The sequence below is a fragment of the Bacillus sp. NPDC094064 genome, assembly GCF_050279585.1.
Classification (GTDB): Bacteria; Bacillota; Bacilli; order Bacillales; family Bacillaceae_G; genus Bacillus_A.
This window is the reverse complement of sequence record NZ_JBNNUI010000002.1, coordinates 367,953-383,652: the sequence shown is the minus strand read 5'-3', so window position 1 is coordinate 383,652 and position 15,700 is coordinate 367,953. Positions and strand designations below refer to the sequence as shown.

15 protein-coding genes, 2 other RNA genes and 1 riboswitch are annotated in these 15,700 nt (G+C 35.3%); of the genes, 3 read left to right on the top strand and 14 right to left on the bottom strand.

Annotated elements, in window-relative coordinates; genetic code table 11:
* Nucleotides 1-125: 125 nt before the first annotated feature.
* The 3 genes from ACQKNI_RS06630 to ACQKNI_RS06620 are packed head-to-tail and all read right to left on the bottom strand — an operon-like array spanning nucleotide 126 to nucleotide 2,058.
* The gene (locus ACQKNI_RS06630) at nucleotides 126-512 is read right to left on the bottom strand and encodes a DUF350 domain-containing protein (RefSeq protein ID WP_088231533.1); all 387 of its coding nucleotides are present in this window, start codon (nucleotides 510-512) and stop codon (nucleotides 126-128) included.
* Entirely contained in the window at nucleotides 505-1,743 is a 1,239-nt protein-coding gene (locus ACQKNI_RS06625; protein WP_098252642.1) for a glutathionylspermidine synthase family protein, read from the bottom strand. The genes ACQKNI_RS06630 and ACQKNI_RS06625 overlap by 8 nt, the downstream gene beginning before the upstream one ends.
* Nucleotides 1,744-1,746: 3 nt before the next feature.
* Entirely contained in the window at nucleotides 1,747-2,058 is a 312-nt protein-coding gene (locus tag ACQKNI_RS06620) for a hypothetical protein (RefSeq protein ID WP_088231535.1), read from the bottom strand.
* A gap of 83 nt (nucleotides 2,059-2,141) precedes the next feature.
* On the opposite strand from ACQKNI_RS06620, the gene ACQKNI_RS06615 reads away from it, so the two are divergent.
* On the top strand, nucleotides 2,142-2,591 hold the full coding sequence (locus ACQKNI_RS06615; protein ID WP_098252641.1) for a hypothetical protein: 450 nt from the start codon (nucleotides 2,142-2,144) through the stop codon (nucleotides 2,589-2,591).
* A gap of 53 nt (nucleotides 2,592-2,644) precedes the next feature.
* On the opposite strand, the gene ssrS (ACQKNI_RS06610) is transcribed toward ACQKNI_RS06615, so the two are convergent.
* From ssrS (ACQKNI_RS06610) to ACQKNI_RS06590, 5 genes are all read right to left on the bottom strand, one after another.
* A non-coding RNA gene (gene ssrS, locus ACQKNI_RS06610) (6S RNA) lies at nucleotides 2,645-2,828 on the bottom strand.
* Nucleotides 2,829-2,849: 21 nt separating this feature from the next.
* Nucleotides 2,850-3,032, bottom strand: a non-coding RNA gene (ssrS, locus tag ACQKNI_RS06605) — 6S RNA.
* Between the two features lie 116 nt (nucleotides 3,033-3,148).
* Complete coding sequence (locus tag ACQKNI_RS06600) at nucleotides 3,149-3,982, bottom strand: sulfurtransferase (RefSeq protein WP_088231537.1); 834 nt, start codon at nucleotides 3,980-3,982, stop codon at nucleotides 3,149-3,151.
* A 2-nt stretch (nucleotides 3,983-3,984) separates the two neighbouring features.
* Entirely contained in the window at nucleotides 3,985-4,257 is a 273-nt protein-coding gene (locus ACQKNI_RS06595; protein WP_000451820.1) for a YpbS family protein, read from the bottom strand.
* A gap of 21 nt (nucleotides 4,258-4,278) precedes the next feature.
* Nucleotides 4,279-4,746, bottom strand: coding sequence for a GNAT family N-acetyltransferase (locus tag ACQKNI_RS06590; protein ID WP_088231538.1), 468 nt, complete (start codon nucleotides 4,744-4,746; stop codon nucleotides 4,279-4,281).
* Nucleotides 4,747-4,817: 71 nt separating this feature from the next.
* Between ACQKNI_RS06590 and ACQKNI_RS06585 the strand changes: the two genes are divergently transcribed.
* The gene (locus ACQKNI_RS06585) at nucleotides 4,818-5,072 is read left to right on the top strand and encodes a DUF3931 domain-containing protein (RefSeq protein WP_000369740.1); all 255 of its coding nucleotides are present in this window, start codon (nucleotides 4,818-4,820) and stop codon (nucleotides 5,070-5,072) included.
* Between the two features lie 3 nt (nucleotides 5,073-5,075).
* Here the strand turns inward: ACQKNI_RS06585 and ACQKNI_RS06580 are convergent, their stop codons facing one another.
* Nucleotides 5,076-8,735: a dynamin family protein gene (locus tag ACQKNI_RS06580; RefSeq protein ID WP_088231539.1), complete on the bottom strand. Its 3,660-nt coding sequence runs from the start codon at nucleotides 8,733-8,735 to the stop codon at nucleotides 5,076-5,078.
* A gap of 552 nt (nucleotides 8,736-9,287) precedes the next feature.
* On the opposite strand from ACQKNI_RS06580, the gene ACQKNI_RS06575 reads away from it, so the two are divergent.
* Nucleotides 9,288-10,451, top strand: a complete 1,164-nt coding sequence (locus tag ACQKNI_RS06575) for a DUF418 domain-containing protein (protein WP_280147157.1) — start codon at nucleotides 9,288-9,290, stop codon at nucleotides 10,449-10,451.
* 510 nt (nucleotides 10,452-10,961) lie between these two features.
* Here the strand turns inward: ACQKNI_RS06575 and ACQKNI_RS06570 are convergent.
* The 5 genes from ACQKNI_RS06570 to ACQKNI_RS06550 all read right to left on the bottom strand — a co-directional run bounded on the left by ACQKNI_RS06570 (nucleotide 10,962) and on the right by ACQKNI_RS06550 (nucleotide 15,664).
* Complete coding sequence (locus ACQKNI_RS06570; RefSeq protein ID WP_088231542.1) at nucleotides 10,962-11,801, bottom strand: hypothetical protein; 840 nt, start codon at nucleotides 11,799-11,801, stop codon at nucleotides 10,962-10,964.
* A 254-nt stretch (nucleotides 11,802-12,055) separates the two neighbouring features.
* Entirely contained in the window at nucleotides 12,056-13,378 is a 1,323-nt protein-coding gene (pbuX, locus tag ACQKNI_RS06565; protein WP_098252638.1) for a xanthine permease PbuX, read from the bottom strand.
* A 2-nt stretch (nucleotides 13,379-13,380) separates the two neighbouring features.
* Nucleotides 13,381-13,974, bottom strand: coding sequence for a xanthine phosphoribosyltransferase (locus tag ACQKNI_RS06560; protein ID WP_088231544.1), 594 nt, complete (start codon nucleotides 13,972-13,974; stop codon nucleotides 13,381-13,383).
* 107 nt (nucleotides 13,975-14,081) lie between these two features.
* Nucleotides 14,082-14,183: riboswitch (purine riboswitch) on the bottom strand.
* A 116-nt stretch (nucleotides 14,184-14,299) separates the two neighbouring features.
* Entirely contained in the window at nucleotides 14,300-15,046 is a 747-nt protein-coding gene (locus ACQKNI_RS06555) for a type I methionyl aminopeptidase (RefSeq protein WP_088231545.1), read from the bottom strand.
* Nucleotides 15,047-15,190: 144 nt separating this feature from the next.
* The gene (locus ACQKNI_RS06550) at nucleotides 15,191-15,664 is read right to left on the bottom strand and encodes a GNAT family N-acetyltransferase (RefSeq protein WP_088231546.1); all 474 of its coding nucleotides are present in this window, start codon (nucleotides 15,662-15,664) and stop codon (nucleotides 15,191-15,193) included.
* Between the last annotated feature and the right edge of the window lie 36 nt (nucleotides 15,665-15,700).

Here is a 15,700-nt window from a genome sequence, read left to right as displayed (position 1 = left end):
GAAAATGTTACTCTTATTTAAAATAGATGTCAACAGTAGCCTACAACTTTTTGGAAGATAATAGCCAAACCACATACAAACTAACATATATAAAACAAAAAACTTTACGTTTAAACGCAAAGTTTTTAATAAGTTATACAACCAGCGATTACAATCCCAATTGCAAGCGATAAAAACATAAGAAAAAGACCGACTGCTTGATTATCTTCTTCGAGACTTTTATTTATATTAAAGCGTGGTGTAAGCCACTCAGCTAAATAAAAGACAATAATTTGAGCCAAAATCCCAACAGCTCCCCACGAAACCATATCAAGAAGTGAAATAGAATTAGCTGCTGTCGAATATAAAACAATTGCTAGCCCAAGTAATCTTCCTCCGAGCACATAGCTTACCGCCTTATTTCCTTGAGCCATTAACTTAAATTCCTTTACTTTCGTTGTCACTTCCATTAGGAAAAGACCAACGCCTAAAAGTCCGAGTGTTACTGCTAAATATAATAAAAAATTAATCATATTTTTCCTCCTTTTTCATACCTACCGGTAAATAGTACGATTCATTCCCTGTAATTTTTTCCCCTGCACGAATACCGATACTACTCGCTTTTCCAGCAATTAAAAACGAACCAAACACATATGACAGTTTCTCCATCCCTTTTTCTGTTTCCAAGGATACGACTGGAAGTTCTGTATACTTTTGAAATATCGGCAGTGACGCTTTATACGTTTGGTGTGCATTTTGAATCATAATATTTTCGTCCTTATCGCGAACGGTAATTGTGTCCCCTTCTCTACCAAATGAAGGTTTTTGAACGAAAGAACCTTTTCCTAAAAATAAATCTGGTTCTAAATATGTAGGTAACATATATTCTTTAATCCACTGTTGTTCCTCATTTGTATAAAAGGCCTCTTCTTCTGCTAACCCCCAAATAAGACACTGAATTGATTTTGGCTGAAGTAAAAATGCTGACAAAGGATTTATGATAAAAAGCTTCCCGGCTTTTACAAGTTGCAACAGTTCCACTCCTACCAAGTCTCCTGTTTCCGGATCTCGATCTTCAATCAAATCTTCTATCGGATATGTTTGGCGATATAAAACATCAATCTGCACCCCATCCCTATCCAATAAAGCATCCTTCGTAATTCTAAGTTCTGACATTGGCACCACTTTATTTTCAACATGGCATAGCTGGCTCAAATACATAGTGGTATTCCAATCTTCTATATGTTCATGATGTGCTGTAAAAACAACATTCGGGTTGTCTATTCCCTTTGTTGCCTCCATTACAGCTTTTGTAACGCCAGAAGAAAGCAATCGTTCTTGACCTAAGTTTGGATCAGCATAGCCTAGTTTTTCACAAACTTTTCCATTCATTCGAAAACATTCCATAATAAAAGTTGGTGTATCACTATTAAACTCCAGCATTTTAATTTGGTTATCACCTGTTAAGACAAAATCAAATCGCGAAATAACAGATTCAGGATACAGTCCTTTTATTCTAATAAACGGTAGGCTTGCAGGTGGAAAACCAAATTCTAGAAGCTGCTCGTCAGATAAACTCCGCAGAATTCTAGCAGTCTTAAAAAATATTTTCCCCATTCTTTCCGTTGCTAATTGTATTTGTTGCACAGCTTTCTCTTTTATTGAAAAAACATGAAACAAACTATACTCACTTTCATATAAATCCGACCAAAAATTCGGATATTTCGAATAAAACTCTTTTCGCTTCCTTATGTATTGCGACATATTTTAGCCTCCAAATCCTCCCTTTGAACCGCTTCCAATTCCCCCTTTAAATTCCGCAGACGATTGATACGATTTAAACGCTGATGAACTTTTGAAAGTGGATTTATTTTTATAGTATGTTCCACCATAAAAGTAATGCCCACGATAACCTGAACTACTATCATCACACTGCCATACCCCAAGTTCATCATCCCAATCCCAATCTGAACAACTATTATCATTCGGTTTTGGGGGAAGATCTTGCGTGCAACCAAATAAAGTGCCAGTCATTAAAGACGTTACGACACCACCTACTAGCCATTTCGTTTTTGTCACCTTCGCACTCCCCTTTTTAAATTCTATTTCTATTATATAAGATAGCATGATAAAGTAGAAGAAAAAGGAAGAAGAGGGATAAAATGCGCTTAGAATATCGACTTAATGATGAAACGAAAAAGTATCCTGCTTTATGGAACTATACAAATATTTCTAATTCTGAAATCATCGCACGCATGACTTGTGAATATTTTATAAAAGAGAAAAATACATATGTTGTTACTGCAACTTCAGTAGATCCAGACGGAACAGTAGTTATATATATTCAAAAAGAAGAGTTTGCAAATGACCCTTCAGACCCTACATACTCCCACATCGGTTTTGAAATTAGAGAACTAAGTGAAACGAGTTCAAACATAGTTGATAGTAAAGATATATGGAACTATGAAGAAATTTTACCACCACTTCATTCAGATATTATATATATTCAGCGCGACGGCATGCATATGGAGTTCTCCTTAGATTCAAGAGAGATTGATGAAGACAGAAAGTGCTATATTTATTATGGAAACTTCACAGGTGAATCCAGATAACATGGATATTTGTATGCAACAAAAAACCTTACGTATAAAACGTAAGGTTTTTATATAATCCCACATATGCCGTTCTCTCTAGATGTCCATAAACCTGCTCTCACAGGTGGATGCTCTCACAAATGTTTGTAACTTCCCTCTTAAAAAGATGGCCTGTTAGTTACATTTAAATATTGAACTTCCGTACTAAACTTATTGGTTTAAGACATGCATAAGCTACGTACACCGTAGGAATTGTATATAAGTTTAGTTGAAATAAGACCCCCGCACGTGCCGCTCCTCGTAAATGTCCAAAAACCCGCTACTCGCAGGTGGATGCCCTCACAGTTACCGTACATCTTCCTCCACAAGGAAGGCTTGATGATGGTCGCTAAATATTGAGCTTCCGTATAACTAACATCGGTTTTAGACATAAATAAGTTACGTACACCGCAGGATGTATTATTTACTTGTCGTTATATTATCACATTGTTTCCAATGTGTAAAATACAATCTTTTTCGAGCAATCTCTTGCTTGTGACCTTATTTTAATACAAATTTTTTTCGCATGCAAGTGATTAATCTTCTTCTTTTGCAATTTGATTTTCTGGATAAGAAATCCAATCACTCCAGCTACCTGCATACAATTTAACATTTTTGAATCCAGCTAATTTCAATGCAAGGATATTGGGGCACGCTGTAACACCAGAACCACAATACACAATTGTTTCCTTATCTTTCGAAAGGTTTTGGAATCGTTCTTGTTGCTCAGCTTCATTTTTAAATTGTCCTGATTCTAGCACTCCATCCTTCCAAAAATAGTTTACTGCTGTCGGAATATGTCCTGCTTTCGGATCAACAAGTTCCTCTACACCAGCATAACGTTTCGGTTCTCTAGAATCGATTAATGTAACATTTGCACCTGCATGGATATTCTCTCTGACTGTTTCCATCGATACAAGCATATGATCTTGTATGTTTGCTTTGAATGTTTTTCGTATAACAGCAGGAGTTTCCGCTGTTGTATGTAATCTATTCTCTTTCCAAGCAGGAAATCCGCCGTCTAATATATATACTTTCTCATGTCCTACATAACGGAGTAACCACCATAAACGAGAAGCATTTGCGCCAGCTTGACTGTCATACGCAATTACTGTCGTATGTTCATCAATACCAGCTTGTGAAAGCTTGTCTGCAAACTCTTCAATATTCGGTAATGGATGACGGCCACCATGTTCTGTTACAGAACTTGATAAATCTAAATTCAAATCAAAATATAACGCATGAGGGATATGTTCTTCCTCATACTTTTCTTTACCCCAATTAGGATTCGCTAAATCAAAACGACAATCGATTATACGGACGTTCTCATCTTCTATATGCTCACGTAACCATTCGACTGTAACTATCATCTTTAACGACCTTCTTTCTCTTGCAAACGACTTACATACTCCATAACCATTTCTTCTGTAACATATTTACGCTGCAAGGTAACACCATTTTTTGCAAGATCATTAATTTGCTTTGTTACAACATTAATGACATCAACCGAAAATTCTTTCCCATTTGACGCAAGAGATACAGCTGCTTCAATAGCTGCTTCACGCTGCGCATCTAATTGTAAACATGCTTTTACACTTTCATTTTGTTTACGAGAATGTGCTGTAATTGCTTTATGTACTTCCATCTTCTCTTCCCCCTAAATAAGTTATACTTTCTCATTCAATTCCATTGCAAGCCGAATCATATCACGGCATACAATCCCATTTTCAATAAGCTCTTCTTCATAATGCTTCGAAAAGTAATCAAAATCAATAGAAAAAATACGAAATCCATATTTTTGATATAAGGCAAGCTGTGAAACACTAGAATTACCTGTACCAACTTCAAGTTTAGACATACCATATCCTTTAGCAGTTTCTACAGCATGCTTCAATAACTTCTTTCCAATACCTTTACCTTGCATATACTCTACAACCGCAATGTTCATAATTTCCATCGTCTTCGGCCTTGTTTCCAAAAGAACATATACACCGACAACTCTTCCCTCTTGCTTAGCTACATATGTTAATCCTCTTTCTACATATGCATCAATTTGCCGGTCACTTGGATCAGCAAGCAACATTAAAGATTTCGGTATCGCTTCTTTTGAAATATGCTCTATTACAACAGACATAAAAATTCCCCCTTCTCTATTGTTCTAAACCCTCCTTGTCTACCATAAGTAATAGAAAGGAGGGATTCACCATGGACAACAATGAGAAAAAGTGCAACGTCATCTCTATTGATGGAAAGAAGAAGAAAAGCGACACGTATTCCTATCCAAAATTAGTAGTAGAAAACAAAACATATGAATTTTCTTCATTCGTCTTATGCGGTGAAACACCAGACGGCAGACGACTCGTTCTTACTCATATGATTTCTACTGATGAATTTGCAGGGTTTGTAAAATCTTTAGATACTGTACTACAAAAGAAAATTGAACGAATATTTTTCTCATAACAACTATTTAACATAAATTTCTTTTTCAATTTCTACTAACTGAGTTTGCAATTGTTCTTTACTTTGTTCATATAGTGATACATCAATCGTTTCAGCCAATGCAAATAATATACTTTCATAATAGTTCATTACATCTTGCTGCATCACTGTTTGGAATAAGTTCCACTTTACATCCCACTCTTGCTTATAATGATGAACAAATAAATCTTTTTCATCAGCTACATAATTTGATACGAACGGTTCTAATACCAATTTTGCGTCCTCTTGCATAAGAGCTTTATCATTTTTTTCAAAAAAGCTTTTCTCATTTTTGAAATGTGCTAGTGCTTTTTTGAAATCTTTTATTTCAACTGAAGGGAACGGTTCTTTATGTGTAATATCTTTATATTCATACTCCACTGTTCCACTCATAGAAATTGATTCATTTTCTACTTTGCAGTTCACTACAATTTCATCCTTTGCACGCTTCATCGCTTCATCTATCCACTTTTCAAGGCGTAATGATGTCGCACGCATTTCTTGTAATAAATCATGCTGAATAAATGCTACTAATTCCATAACGCACTGTTGCAACTGCGCTTTCACGTTTCCATCCGTTCGAAGTGATGCTGGATTAATAAATTCAGTAAATACATCGTTATAGCGTAGGAATAAGCGTTGTTGCACGTAATAAAGTAATTCTTTCACTTCATTTTGCATCGCTTGTTCTTCAGCAAGCACACTATATGATGAAATGATATGAAGTAGCTGATCACGCTCTGCTTCATATTTTTTTGTTTGCTTTTCTTTTTCATCATTCCCCTGCTTTGCACCGTTTATCATATTGACAAGAAGGTGATCCGCTCCTTGTAATGCGCCATATAGAGCATGCACAGACACAAGCATTAAATCTCTCATCATAAAGGACGTGAACGATTCTTCAAACTTAGCAATACCAGAGTTTTGTAAAATGCCGTACTTCTCTTTTTCTATATTCTTTCCTTGTTTCTCTTCAAGCGCACATAAACTTGAAATTGCAAATAAACGCGGATTTCTAATACCGTATTGCAGTAGCTGATCTGCGATGTAACCTTTTACCATTTCAAGTTCTTCCTCAGACTGTGCTAAATCAGCAGCATTAATTAAGAAGAACATTTTATCAAGTGCAAAAGTATCCTTTACACGACCAAGCTGAATTAAAAATTCACGGTCAGCACGTGAAAACACATGGTTATAATATGTTACAAATAAAATAGCATCTGCGTTTTTAATGTATTGGAACGCAACGTCCGTATGGCGGGCGTTAATCGAATCAGCCCCTGGCGTGTCTACAAGCGCTACCCCCTGCCTTGTTAAAGCACAATCATAATAAAGCTCCATATACTCAACAAAACATGATTTTTCTTCATTCGCTACATAAGCAGAGAACTCTTCTAATGTAACTTGTACTTGTTCCCCTAAATGAGCAGAAATTGCCTCATACCCTTTTTGTACCGCTCGTAAAAAACTAAATGTTGTTTTTTGCTTCCCGCTTGGTGAAGGATATTTTATAATTTTATCGATTTGCGATAACGCCTCATCTAAAGTAGTAATTTCATAATGAAACAGCTTATAAACAGCTTTCATATCTTCTAATAGCGCCTGTTTTGATTTAAACTGAACAATTACTGTTCCGTGTGGTTTTTCCTCTGTAACCGGCAAAATTTGATTAATCGTTGCCGTTGTCGGATTCGGTGATACAGGAAGCACCTTATCACCTAGCAATGCATTGGCAAATGATGATTTCCCAGCACTAAAAGCTCCGAATAATGCTACTGTAAATTGTTTTGTTTCCACACGACGTCTTTTTTCTATTACCTCTTGCTGTACATGTTTCAGTGCAGGCAATGGCTCTAATATTGTTTCAGCTTTTTTTACTTTTTCTAGTATACGTTGAATATTTAATACTGCAGTTCCTTTCAGCTCTTCTTCACGAGCCATTACGTTAGCACTTACGACTTCTTGTTCCTGTAGTGTAAATTTCTCACTAACAATTTGTTGTTTATTTTGCAATATCTCATCTATTTGCAACCCTTCCGGTGTAGCAATATGATCATGCCAAATATTTTGTAAATAACCCTCATATTCCTCAAATTTATTACTGTATTGTAATTGCGTTTCTTTCGCCGTTTGCAGCATCGTATATGTTTCAATTTCTTCTTCAATACGAGCAACCGCTTCCTTCACCTTTTGCTTTAAAACTACCGCACTCTTATCAAAAATTTGCTGTGCTTTTATAAAATAACGCTTCTTCAGTTCATTTGCTACATCCGCTGTATAAAGAAGTAAGTAATCACCAGTGAAGCCTGCGCCTTGTTTAATTACTTCAGCCAACATTTCTGGTCCAAAAGCAATCTCTAAAGCATATATGTCTTTTCCAATTTCCTCTGTGAACAATCCTTCTTCTTTTAAGAAAGCTACAATAAATTCTTTTACATGAAAATCAAGTTGCGTTTCAACAGTTTTTTGTAAAGCAGAATAAAACGCTTCTAAACGCCTCTGTTTTTCTTGCTCCGTTTTCCCTTTCGCAAATAACAAACCGACCTTAAATTTCGTTAATTTCGTTTCTAAATACGCATTTGCCAATTCTCTCATTTCAAATGGCATTAAATACGCATTATCTAATATAGCTTGCAAACCTTTTATAAATTCGTTTCTCACATGAGATTCTTTACTAGCCTCACGATGTTTAATTTCTGTTAGCTCTTCCTTTTTTTCAACTACCTCTGCAATCGAAAGCGGTGATGCTAACTCTTCCTCATATTTCAAAAGATGCTTTTCATTTTCAGAAAGAATATACGAGAAATGTTCTCCCAATAAATATTCCGTCTCTCTTTCCATCCCATTTCTTACATATTGTTCTTTTTCTTCCATAATAGAAGTAATTAACGATTCTAAGTTTCTAATTTCATTATGCGGATGGTTCATCATTCGTAATGACGTATAATACACACCATCCACTTCAATATCCCAGTTAAAGAACGATTGTTTTACACTATCTTTATAATTCTCAAATGATAATTCATTTTCTTTATGTTTGTCTATTTGGTTTACAACGAGGTAAACCGTTTTATTACGTTGTTTCAATTCTTTAACAAATTGCAAATTCACTTCCGACTGGACGTGATTATAATCCATCATATAAAAAATTACGTCTGCCAGATGTAGCGTTGATTCCGTCGCTAGTTGATGGGCATCATCTGTTGAGTCAATCCCTGGTGTATCAACTAACATAACCCCCTCAGGAATTGGCGCATCATTTCGATAAATATGAACACCAATTACCTCATCACCGTCTTTACAAATTTGTTTTAATTCTTCAGCTGAATATGCACCATCATACTCGTACTGTTCTCCAGATTTAACCGTTACAACAACACGATCCATTCCTTTTTCAATTTTAACGACGTTAGCGCTAGTCGGAATTGGACTTGTTGGCAATAACTGCGCTTTATATAGATGATTCATCATCGTTGATTTCCCCGCAGAGAAGTGACCGCAAAACGCTATCATAAGCTGTTCTTGTTTATATTTTTGAATTACTTCAAACAACTTTAAGCTATTCTCTGCATCACCGTGTTTTTGCCACTCTTCATAAAAACAAACAAGTTTTTTCATACCGTTTGTCTGTACTATGTTTGTCATCCCCTTGTTCCCCTTTATCCAAGATGTATATACTTTATCCCGCTATTTGCAAACTAATAATCAGTAAAAGATGAACCTCTCCACTCATTACAGTTTCACTTTACTATCATACTAAATTTTCAGCATATTCTCATTAAAAAATAAAAAATCCCTTTCATTCTTTTTACAGATGAAAGGGATTTTATGTCATATCATTGATTTTACTGTTCCTACTCCATTTAAAACATACTTCGCAATAACTGCATATACAGCTACCGTACCTGCTACTAATGCATATACCATACTCACGCACCAACCTTTTTTGATAATGATTATCAATTTTAAATATATTTTATCATTAAAGAGAATCATTATCAACAAATTTCTAAAAAGAAAGCTCCTTCGGGAAAAGGAGCTTTACTGCCTATTTTGAAGAAGTTTAAAACTTGTTGTGCACTCTTATTATATCTCATTCTACATATCTTAACAGTTTTAAAAATTGGAAATCTCCCCTATCCCCTTCCTCTTACATTTTGTATACTAAAAGGGAATTACTTAACAAGGAGGAAAATAATGACACAAAATCTCACACAAGGCGAGAGGATACACTCCATCGACATTATTAGAGGAATAGCTGTACTAGGTATTTTTCTTGTTAACTGGCCTGTTATCGCCGGGGTTGACTCACGTGATATTTCAGGAATTTATGAAGGGATAGACAGCTACATTCGCCTATTTTACGATATGTTTATTCAAACGAAATTTTATACCATTTTTTCGTTTTTATTCGGATTAGGTTTTTATATTTTTATGAATCGTGCTGAGGCGAAAACAGATCGTCCAAAAACTTTATTTGTTCGTCGCTTGCTTATTTTATTATTATTTGGTTTCTTGCATTACGTTCTTTTATGGGACGGAGACATTTTACATACTTATGCAATCGCTGGATTTTTCTTATTTTTATTTTATAAGAGAGAACCTCGTACCATTTTAATATGGGCTATTGTTTTATTAAGTATTTTTCAATTTTTCATGCTACTCGCTGGTATTATGATTGCATTCGTCCCAAAGGCAGAGTTAGGATTTTCCTTACCTATCATGCCACTAGAAGACTGGGTGTCACAAATACAAAATCGTTTCCATGCATTTTATGCTGATGGAATTGAACTAAACGCATTCATGCTCCCAGAAACAGTTGGGCTATTTTTACTTGGTTTATACGCCGGCAAAAAGGATATTTTCCGCCGCGCAAAAGAGTTAGATCCAAAGCTTAAAAAATGGCAAATTATTATGTTCATTTTAACATTACCAATGTGGTTCTTCATGGTCCGTTATTTCTTATCCAAACCATCTTATGAACCAATTTATATGCAGGTCTTTACAATGTTTAGTGGAAAGACCTTATTCATATTCTACATTTTCACGCTCATGCGTTTATTACAAAAAGAAAGATGGCAAAAGATATTACGCCCGTTCCAATACGTTGGCCGAATGGCGTTAACAAATTACATCTCGCATACAATTGTTACATTACTTGTATTTGGTCTATTACTCAAAAATTATTATCCTGCTCCATTATGGGTAGGACCACTATTCTGCGTCGGTTTCTACACGTTACAAATCTTTATTAGCCGCTGGTGGCTGTCACGTTATCAATACGGGCCACTTGAGTATATATGGCGCCTTGGTACATACGGGAAAATGCTGCCACTTAAAAAGAAAAGCAAGGTCTCCTAACGATGAGTAGTTCAGATAATGTGGAGAAAAACTGAAGCAACAGTTCATTTCATAAACTAAATAATATTAGAATTATTAAACGAATTAGCAATGCAATCGACACAAAAAAACGCTTGGTTTTGAACCAAGCGTTTTTAATTACTTATGCTTTAATTTTTCCTTTTTCTTTTCAATAAATAATTTCGCTTAATGTAAGGAGAATCATCTTTAAATATACTATATCTTCCAAATCAAATACCTTATTTCATAAATATTGAACATCCAACATATTTAATTGTCGTCTATGTTTTCTTTCCTTATTTATTTATTTATTTCTATATCTATATAATATATTGTAACAAACACTAAAAGACATTGTTTATTCTTCATAAAATCACAGATTTATTAATCGTTGTGCAGCTATATCTTGAACTCGCCCCTATGCCAACATCCGCCCAATATAAAAAAAGGAATAACTCAAACCTGATTCATCCCTTTCCTGTACATTTTCAAATAGTAGAAATGCATCCTTTATAAATTATCATCTACTTTTTCATCTAAACACTCTTTTTCGGGCTTCATGTTAACCTGTTTCCACTCTTCATTTCCTACTTTACGAAATTGAGCAATTTCTACGTCGGTTCCATTCGTTAATGTAACAAAAATAATACAATAATCCGCTCCATCATTACCATGAAAGTAAATATTTTTAACGTATCCATTTTTCATAGTTGGGTACATATGCTGAATCAATTTACACCAATTTCCATATTTCACTTTTACAACCGCTTCTCCGTCATGGTCCCAACCATGATATGGCGCGCATAAAAAATCTTCTTCAATTTTACTCAAATCAGAAATCCGAAAACCTTCTTTTTCGTATTCAAGTTGGATAAATCCGTAAGAATAGCTGAAATACTCAGCATTCTTGCCTTCGAATCCCTCAATCGTTTCAATTTCATAAAAAAATCTTATTCCCCGTCTTCCATCTGGCACTCGACAAAGCTTTAGCAAACTCGTATGCCCTATCCCAGCAAACGAATTAAAGTATTCTTCATAGCTTAATTTATTTTGATACTCTTTAGACAAAAAATTATATGCAATAGGAAACGGTATACGCGCCTGACCAATGGAACCGCAACTCCTCTCTCCCATATTTTCAGCTTCACGCAAAATACTAAAATAGTTAAGAAGGGTATCTTCGGGGGTTCTAGTCAATTCTGTAGGCACTTGGATTTCTTTTTGGGTTTTATTATAATAAGGAGCGAAAAATTCCCAATTGCTAAATCTTAAATTTAAAGCTTTCAAGCAAGATGGACGAAAATATTTTTGAGGATAAGAAGTTATGTCCTGTTGATTATGTTTTAGCATTTTTATCACCCTAGTTTCAGTTTATGGGTGATTTAAGGGTTTGTGAAGAACAGTATCTCCTTCTAATAAAATAAAAACATTTCATAAAAGACATCAGATACTTTTCGAACACTAATTCTTTTTTTTCATAAAAAAACGCCACCTCTAAATTCATTCCAAAAGGAAAGAAAATATAGACGACGTTTTAACATATTTTAGATGGTAATATGTTGGATAAAGATGTATTAAAAAATCCGTTTAACCTGCAAACTTTTTTACGCTTCTCTTACTGCACTTTGCATCGGAACAGGTTCTTCTTTTACTTTCACTTTTCGCTGCGGCACCATATTAAACACGATATTTAACAATACTGCTGATGCACTTCCAAGTACAATTCCGTTATCAGTTAAAATACGAATATTTTCAGGAAGCTGTGAGAATAACGTTGGAACAACTGTCACACCAAGGCCGATTCCGACAGAACATGCAACGATCAATAGATTTTCTTGTTTCCCAAAATCAACGCTACTTAACATTTTAATACCATACGCCATAACCATGCCGAACATAGCTAGCATCGCACCGCCAAGTACTGGTTTCGGAATGATTGTTGTAATAGCTGCGATTTTTGGTATGAATCCAAGAACGATTAACATACCACCGCAAGTATAAATAATAACGCGATTTCTTACTCCAGTTAATTGAACAAGCCCTACGTTTTGAGAGTATGTTGTATATGGAAAGGCGTTGAAAATACCACCTAACACCATCGCTAATCCTTCTGCACGATAACCTTTTGTTAATTCTTTTTCACCGATTTTTTTATTGCAAATATCAGATAATGCAAAGTATACGCCTGTCGCTTCTACAATCCCTACGCAAGCAACGAGAATCATCGTAATAATTGGCGTTAATTCAAATGTCGGTGTACCGAAGTAAAATGGCTGAATACCGTGGAACCAATCAGCCTCTCCAACCGCTTGCAAACTTACTTTCCCCATGAAAGCTGCAACGATTGTACCAAATAAAAGGCCTAGTAAAATAGAGATTGAACGGATAAATCCGTCAAAGAAACGATACATAATGATAATAAATAGTAACACACCAAATGCTAATGCTAAATTTTCAAGACTACCAAAATCCTTACTTCCTACTCCTCCAGCCATATCATTAATTGCTGCTGGAACAAGTGTAACTCCAATTACGGTAACGACAGATCCTGTTACAACAGGTGGAAACAGTTTTACAAGCTTTCCAAATAATTTCGCAAAAATAACAACGAACAATCCAGCGGCAATAATTGCTCCATAAATGGAAGACACACCGTATTGTTTCCCAATTGCAATCATCGGTCCAACCGCTGTAAATGTACAACCAAGTACAACGGGAAGTCCTATACCGAAAAAGCGATTTGATAATGCTTGTAAAATTGTCGCAACGCCGCACATTAATAAATCAATTGAGACTAAATATGTTAATTCTTTTTGATTTAAACCAAGTCCGCCGCCAACAATAAGTGGAACGATAATTGCACCCGCATACATTGCAAGCATATGCTGTATACCAAGCGATGCGATCTTAAATGGATGCTGCTTCATCGTTATTTCACCTCCGCAGTTTCTTGCTGTACAAATGTAACTGTGCCGTTATCAAGTGATGCAATTTCTGCTAGTGACTCAACTCGAACACCCTGTTCACGAAGCTTCTTTCCTCCATCTTGAAATGCTTTTTCAATCACAATCCCAATCCCTGCAATACTTGCTCCTGCTTGCTCTACTAAACTCATTAAACCTAAAGCAGCTTGACCATTTGCTAAAAAGTCATCAATGATTAACACGCGATCATTTTCATCAATATGATTTCGAGATAGTGAAATTTCATTTGTTTCTTGTTTTGTAAATGAATATACTTTTGCAACATACATATTATCTTGTAACGTTAACGATTTACGTTTTCTTGCAAAGATTACTTTTACACCAAGTTCCAATGCAGCCATAACCGCTGGTGCAATGCCTGAAGATTCAATCGTCACGATTTTTGTAATGTTCTCTTCTTTAAAACGTTTAGCAAATTCTTTTCCGATTTCTTGCATAAGTACTGGATCAATTTGGTGATTTAAAAATGCATCTACCTTTAATACATCACCAGATAAAACCTTTCCTTCGTTTAAAATCTTTTCTTGTAATACTTTCATGTTTGTTCCCCCTCTTATGCAATAAAAAAACTCCAAAAGCCGCCACCACTCGTTACAAGTGAGAGACGCGCTTTTGGAGTTTCGCAAAAAAGAATGCTAAACAAGCAAATATATTCGTCCTCACTCATAGTCAAAGTATTTAAGGTACTTCGGTAGAAACTTGCAGGCCATATCCCCGCGATTATATGAGTGTAGCTAACTATTTATTTTATAGAAGGATTATAACGCAATTTTTATACTTTGAAAAGCATTTCTTAATAAAACACGTACAAATTATGCAAAAACATCATTTTCGTTCGAGTTTTGTAAACTCTTACATTTCATCTCAAAGCGTCGTTAAAATGATTGGTCCATCTTTTGTAATCGCAACTGTATGCTCGTATTGAGCAGACAATTTCCCGTCCATCGTTCTTGCAGTCCATCCATTTAAATCTACTTTAGAATATCTCATACCTATATTTACAATCGGCTCAATTGTAATTACCATTCCTTCTTGCAGCTTAGACCCTTGCCCTGGCTTCCCAAAATGAAAAATTGCTGGTTCTTCATGAATCTCTTTCCCAATCCCATGCCCCGTAAAGTCTCTTGCAACCGAAAATCCTTCAGCTGCTACATAACTTTCAATTGCATAACCAATATCCCCTACATGGTTACCGATTGTAGCCTGATCAATCCCTTTATACAAAGCACTTTCAGCTACTAACAATAACTTTTTTGCTTCATCAGAACTATCTCCCACTACGTACGTCCATGCAGAATCTGAGAGACCACCATTTAAATTTACTACCATATCAATTGTTACAATATCTCCCTCAGTTAAAGGAACATCGGCCGGAAACCCATGACACATTTCATCGTTTACAGATGCACATGTTGCATATGGATACCCGTTATACCCTTTCTGCTCAGACGTTGCACCATGCTTTTCTAAATATACTTCAACAAACGTATCAATTTCTTTTGTAGTTACACCTGGTCTTATCATTTTCGCAATTTCTCGATGACATGAAGCTAGTAACTTTCCAGACTCGTGCATCAAATCTATTTCATCTTTCGTTTTCATTGTAATCATGCTACCTCTCCTTACTAACCCTACTATTTGTTACTAAAATTCAATCATACACATCCTCTTCCAAAATTTCAAAACTTCTAATTCCAACAAGTATCATTTATTTCTACATCAAAATAAAAAAACAGAAGAATCCTCTTCTGTTTTTTATTCATTTTTACATATATAATTCATTTTCAAAAACTCAAAACTACCGCCATTTGTTTTCTGTATAAACGTTCCAACTGCTTCGAATCCTACTTGTTTATATACTTTAATTGCCCTTTTATTAAACGCCGCTACTGATAATGTTATATAGTCACAGTCGTAGTTTTCTTTACTAAAATCTATTCCAGCTTTTACGAACTGTAAACCTAATCCATTACCTGTTATATTAGGTCTCATCCCAAGCCCTATATCAACCGTTCGATTATTTATTTTACAGCAGCTAAAGAACCCAATGAGAATACCATTTTCCTTCACAGAAAATGTATGATCTCCTCTACTCTCATCATGTAAAAACTCAGCTAAATCTTCTTGATCTGCCTCCATATCGTAAAAAGAATATTCCCCTTCATAATGCCAGTTGTATGCAATTTCCTCCGCTTCTTTTTGCGTCATTATTGTATATGTATAACCCATTTTTCCATCCCCTTTAAAAAAGAGCTGCAATTAAGC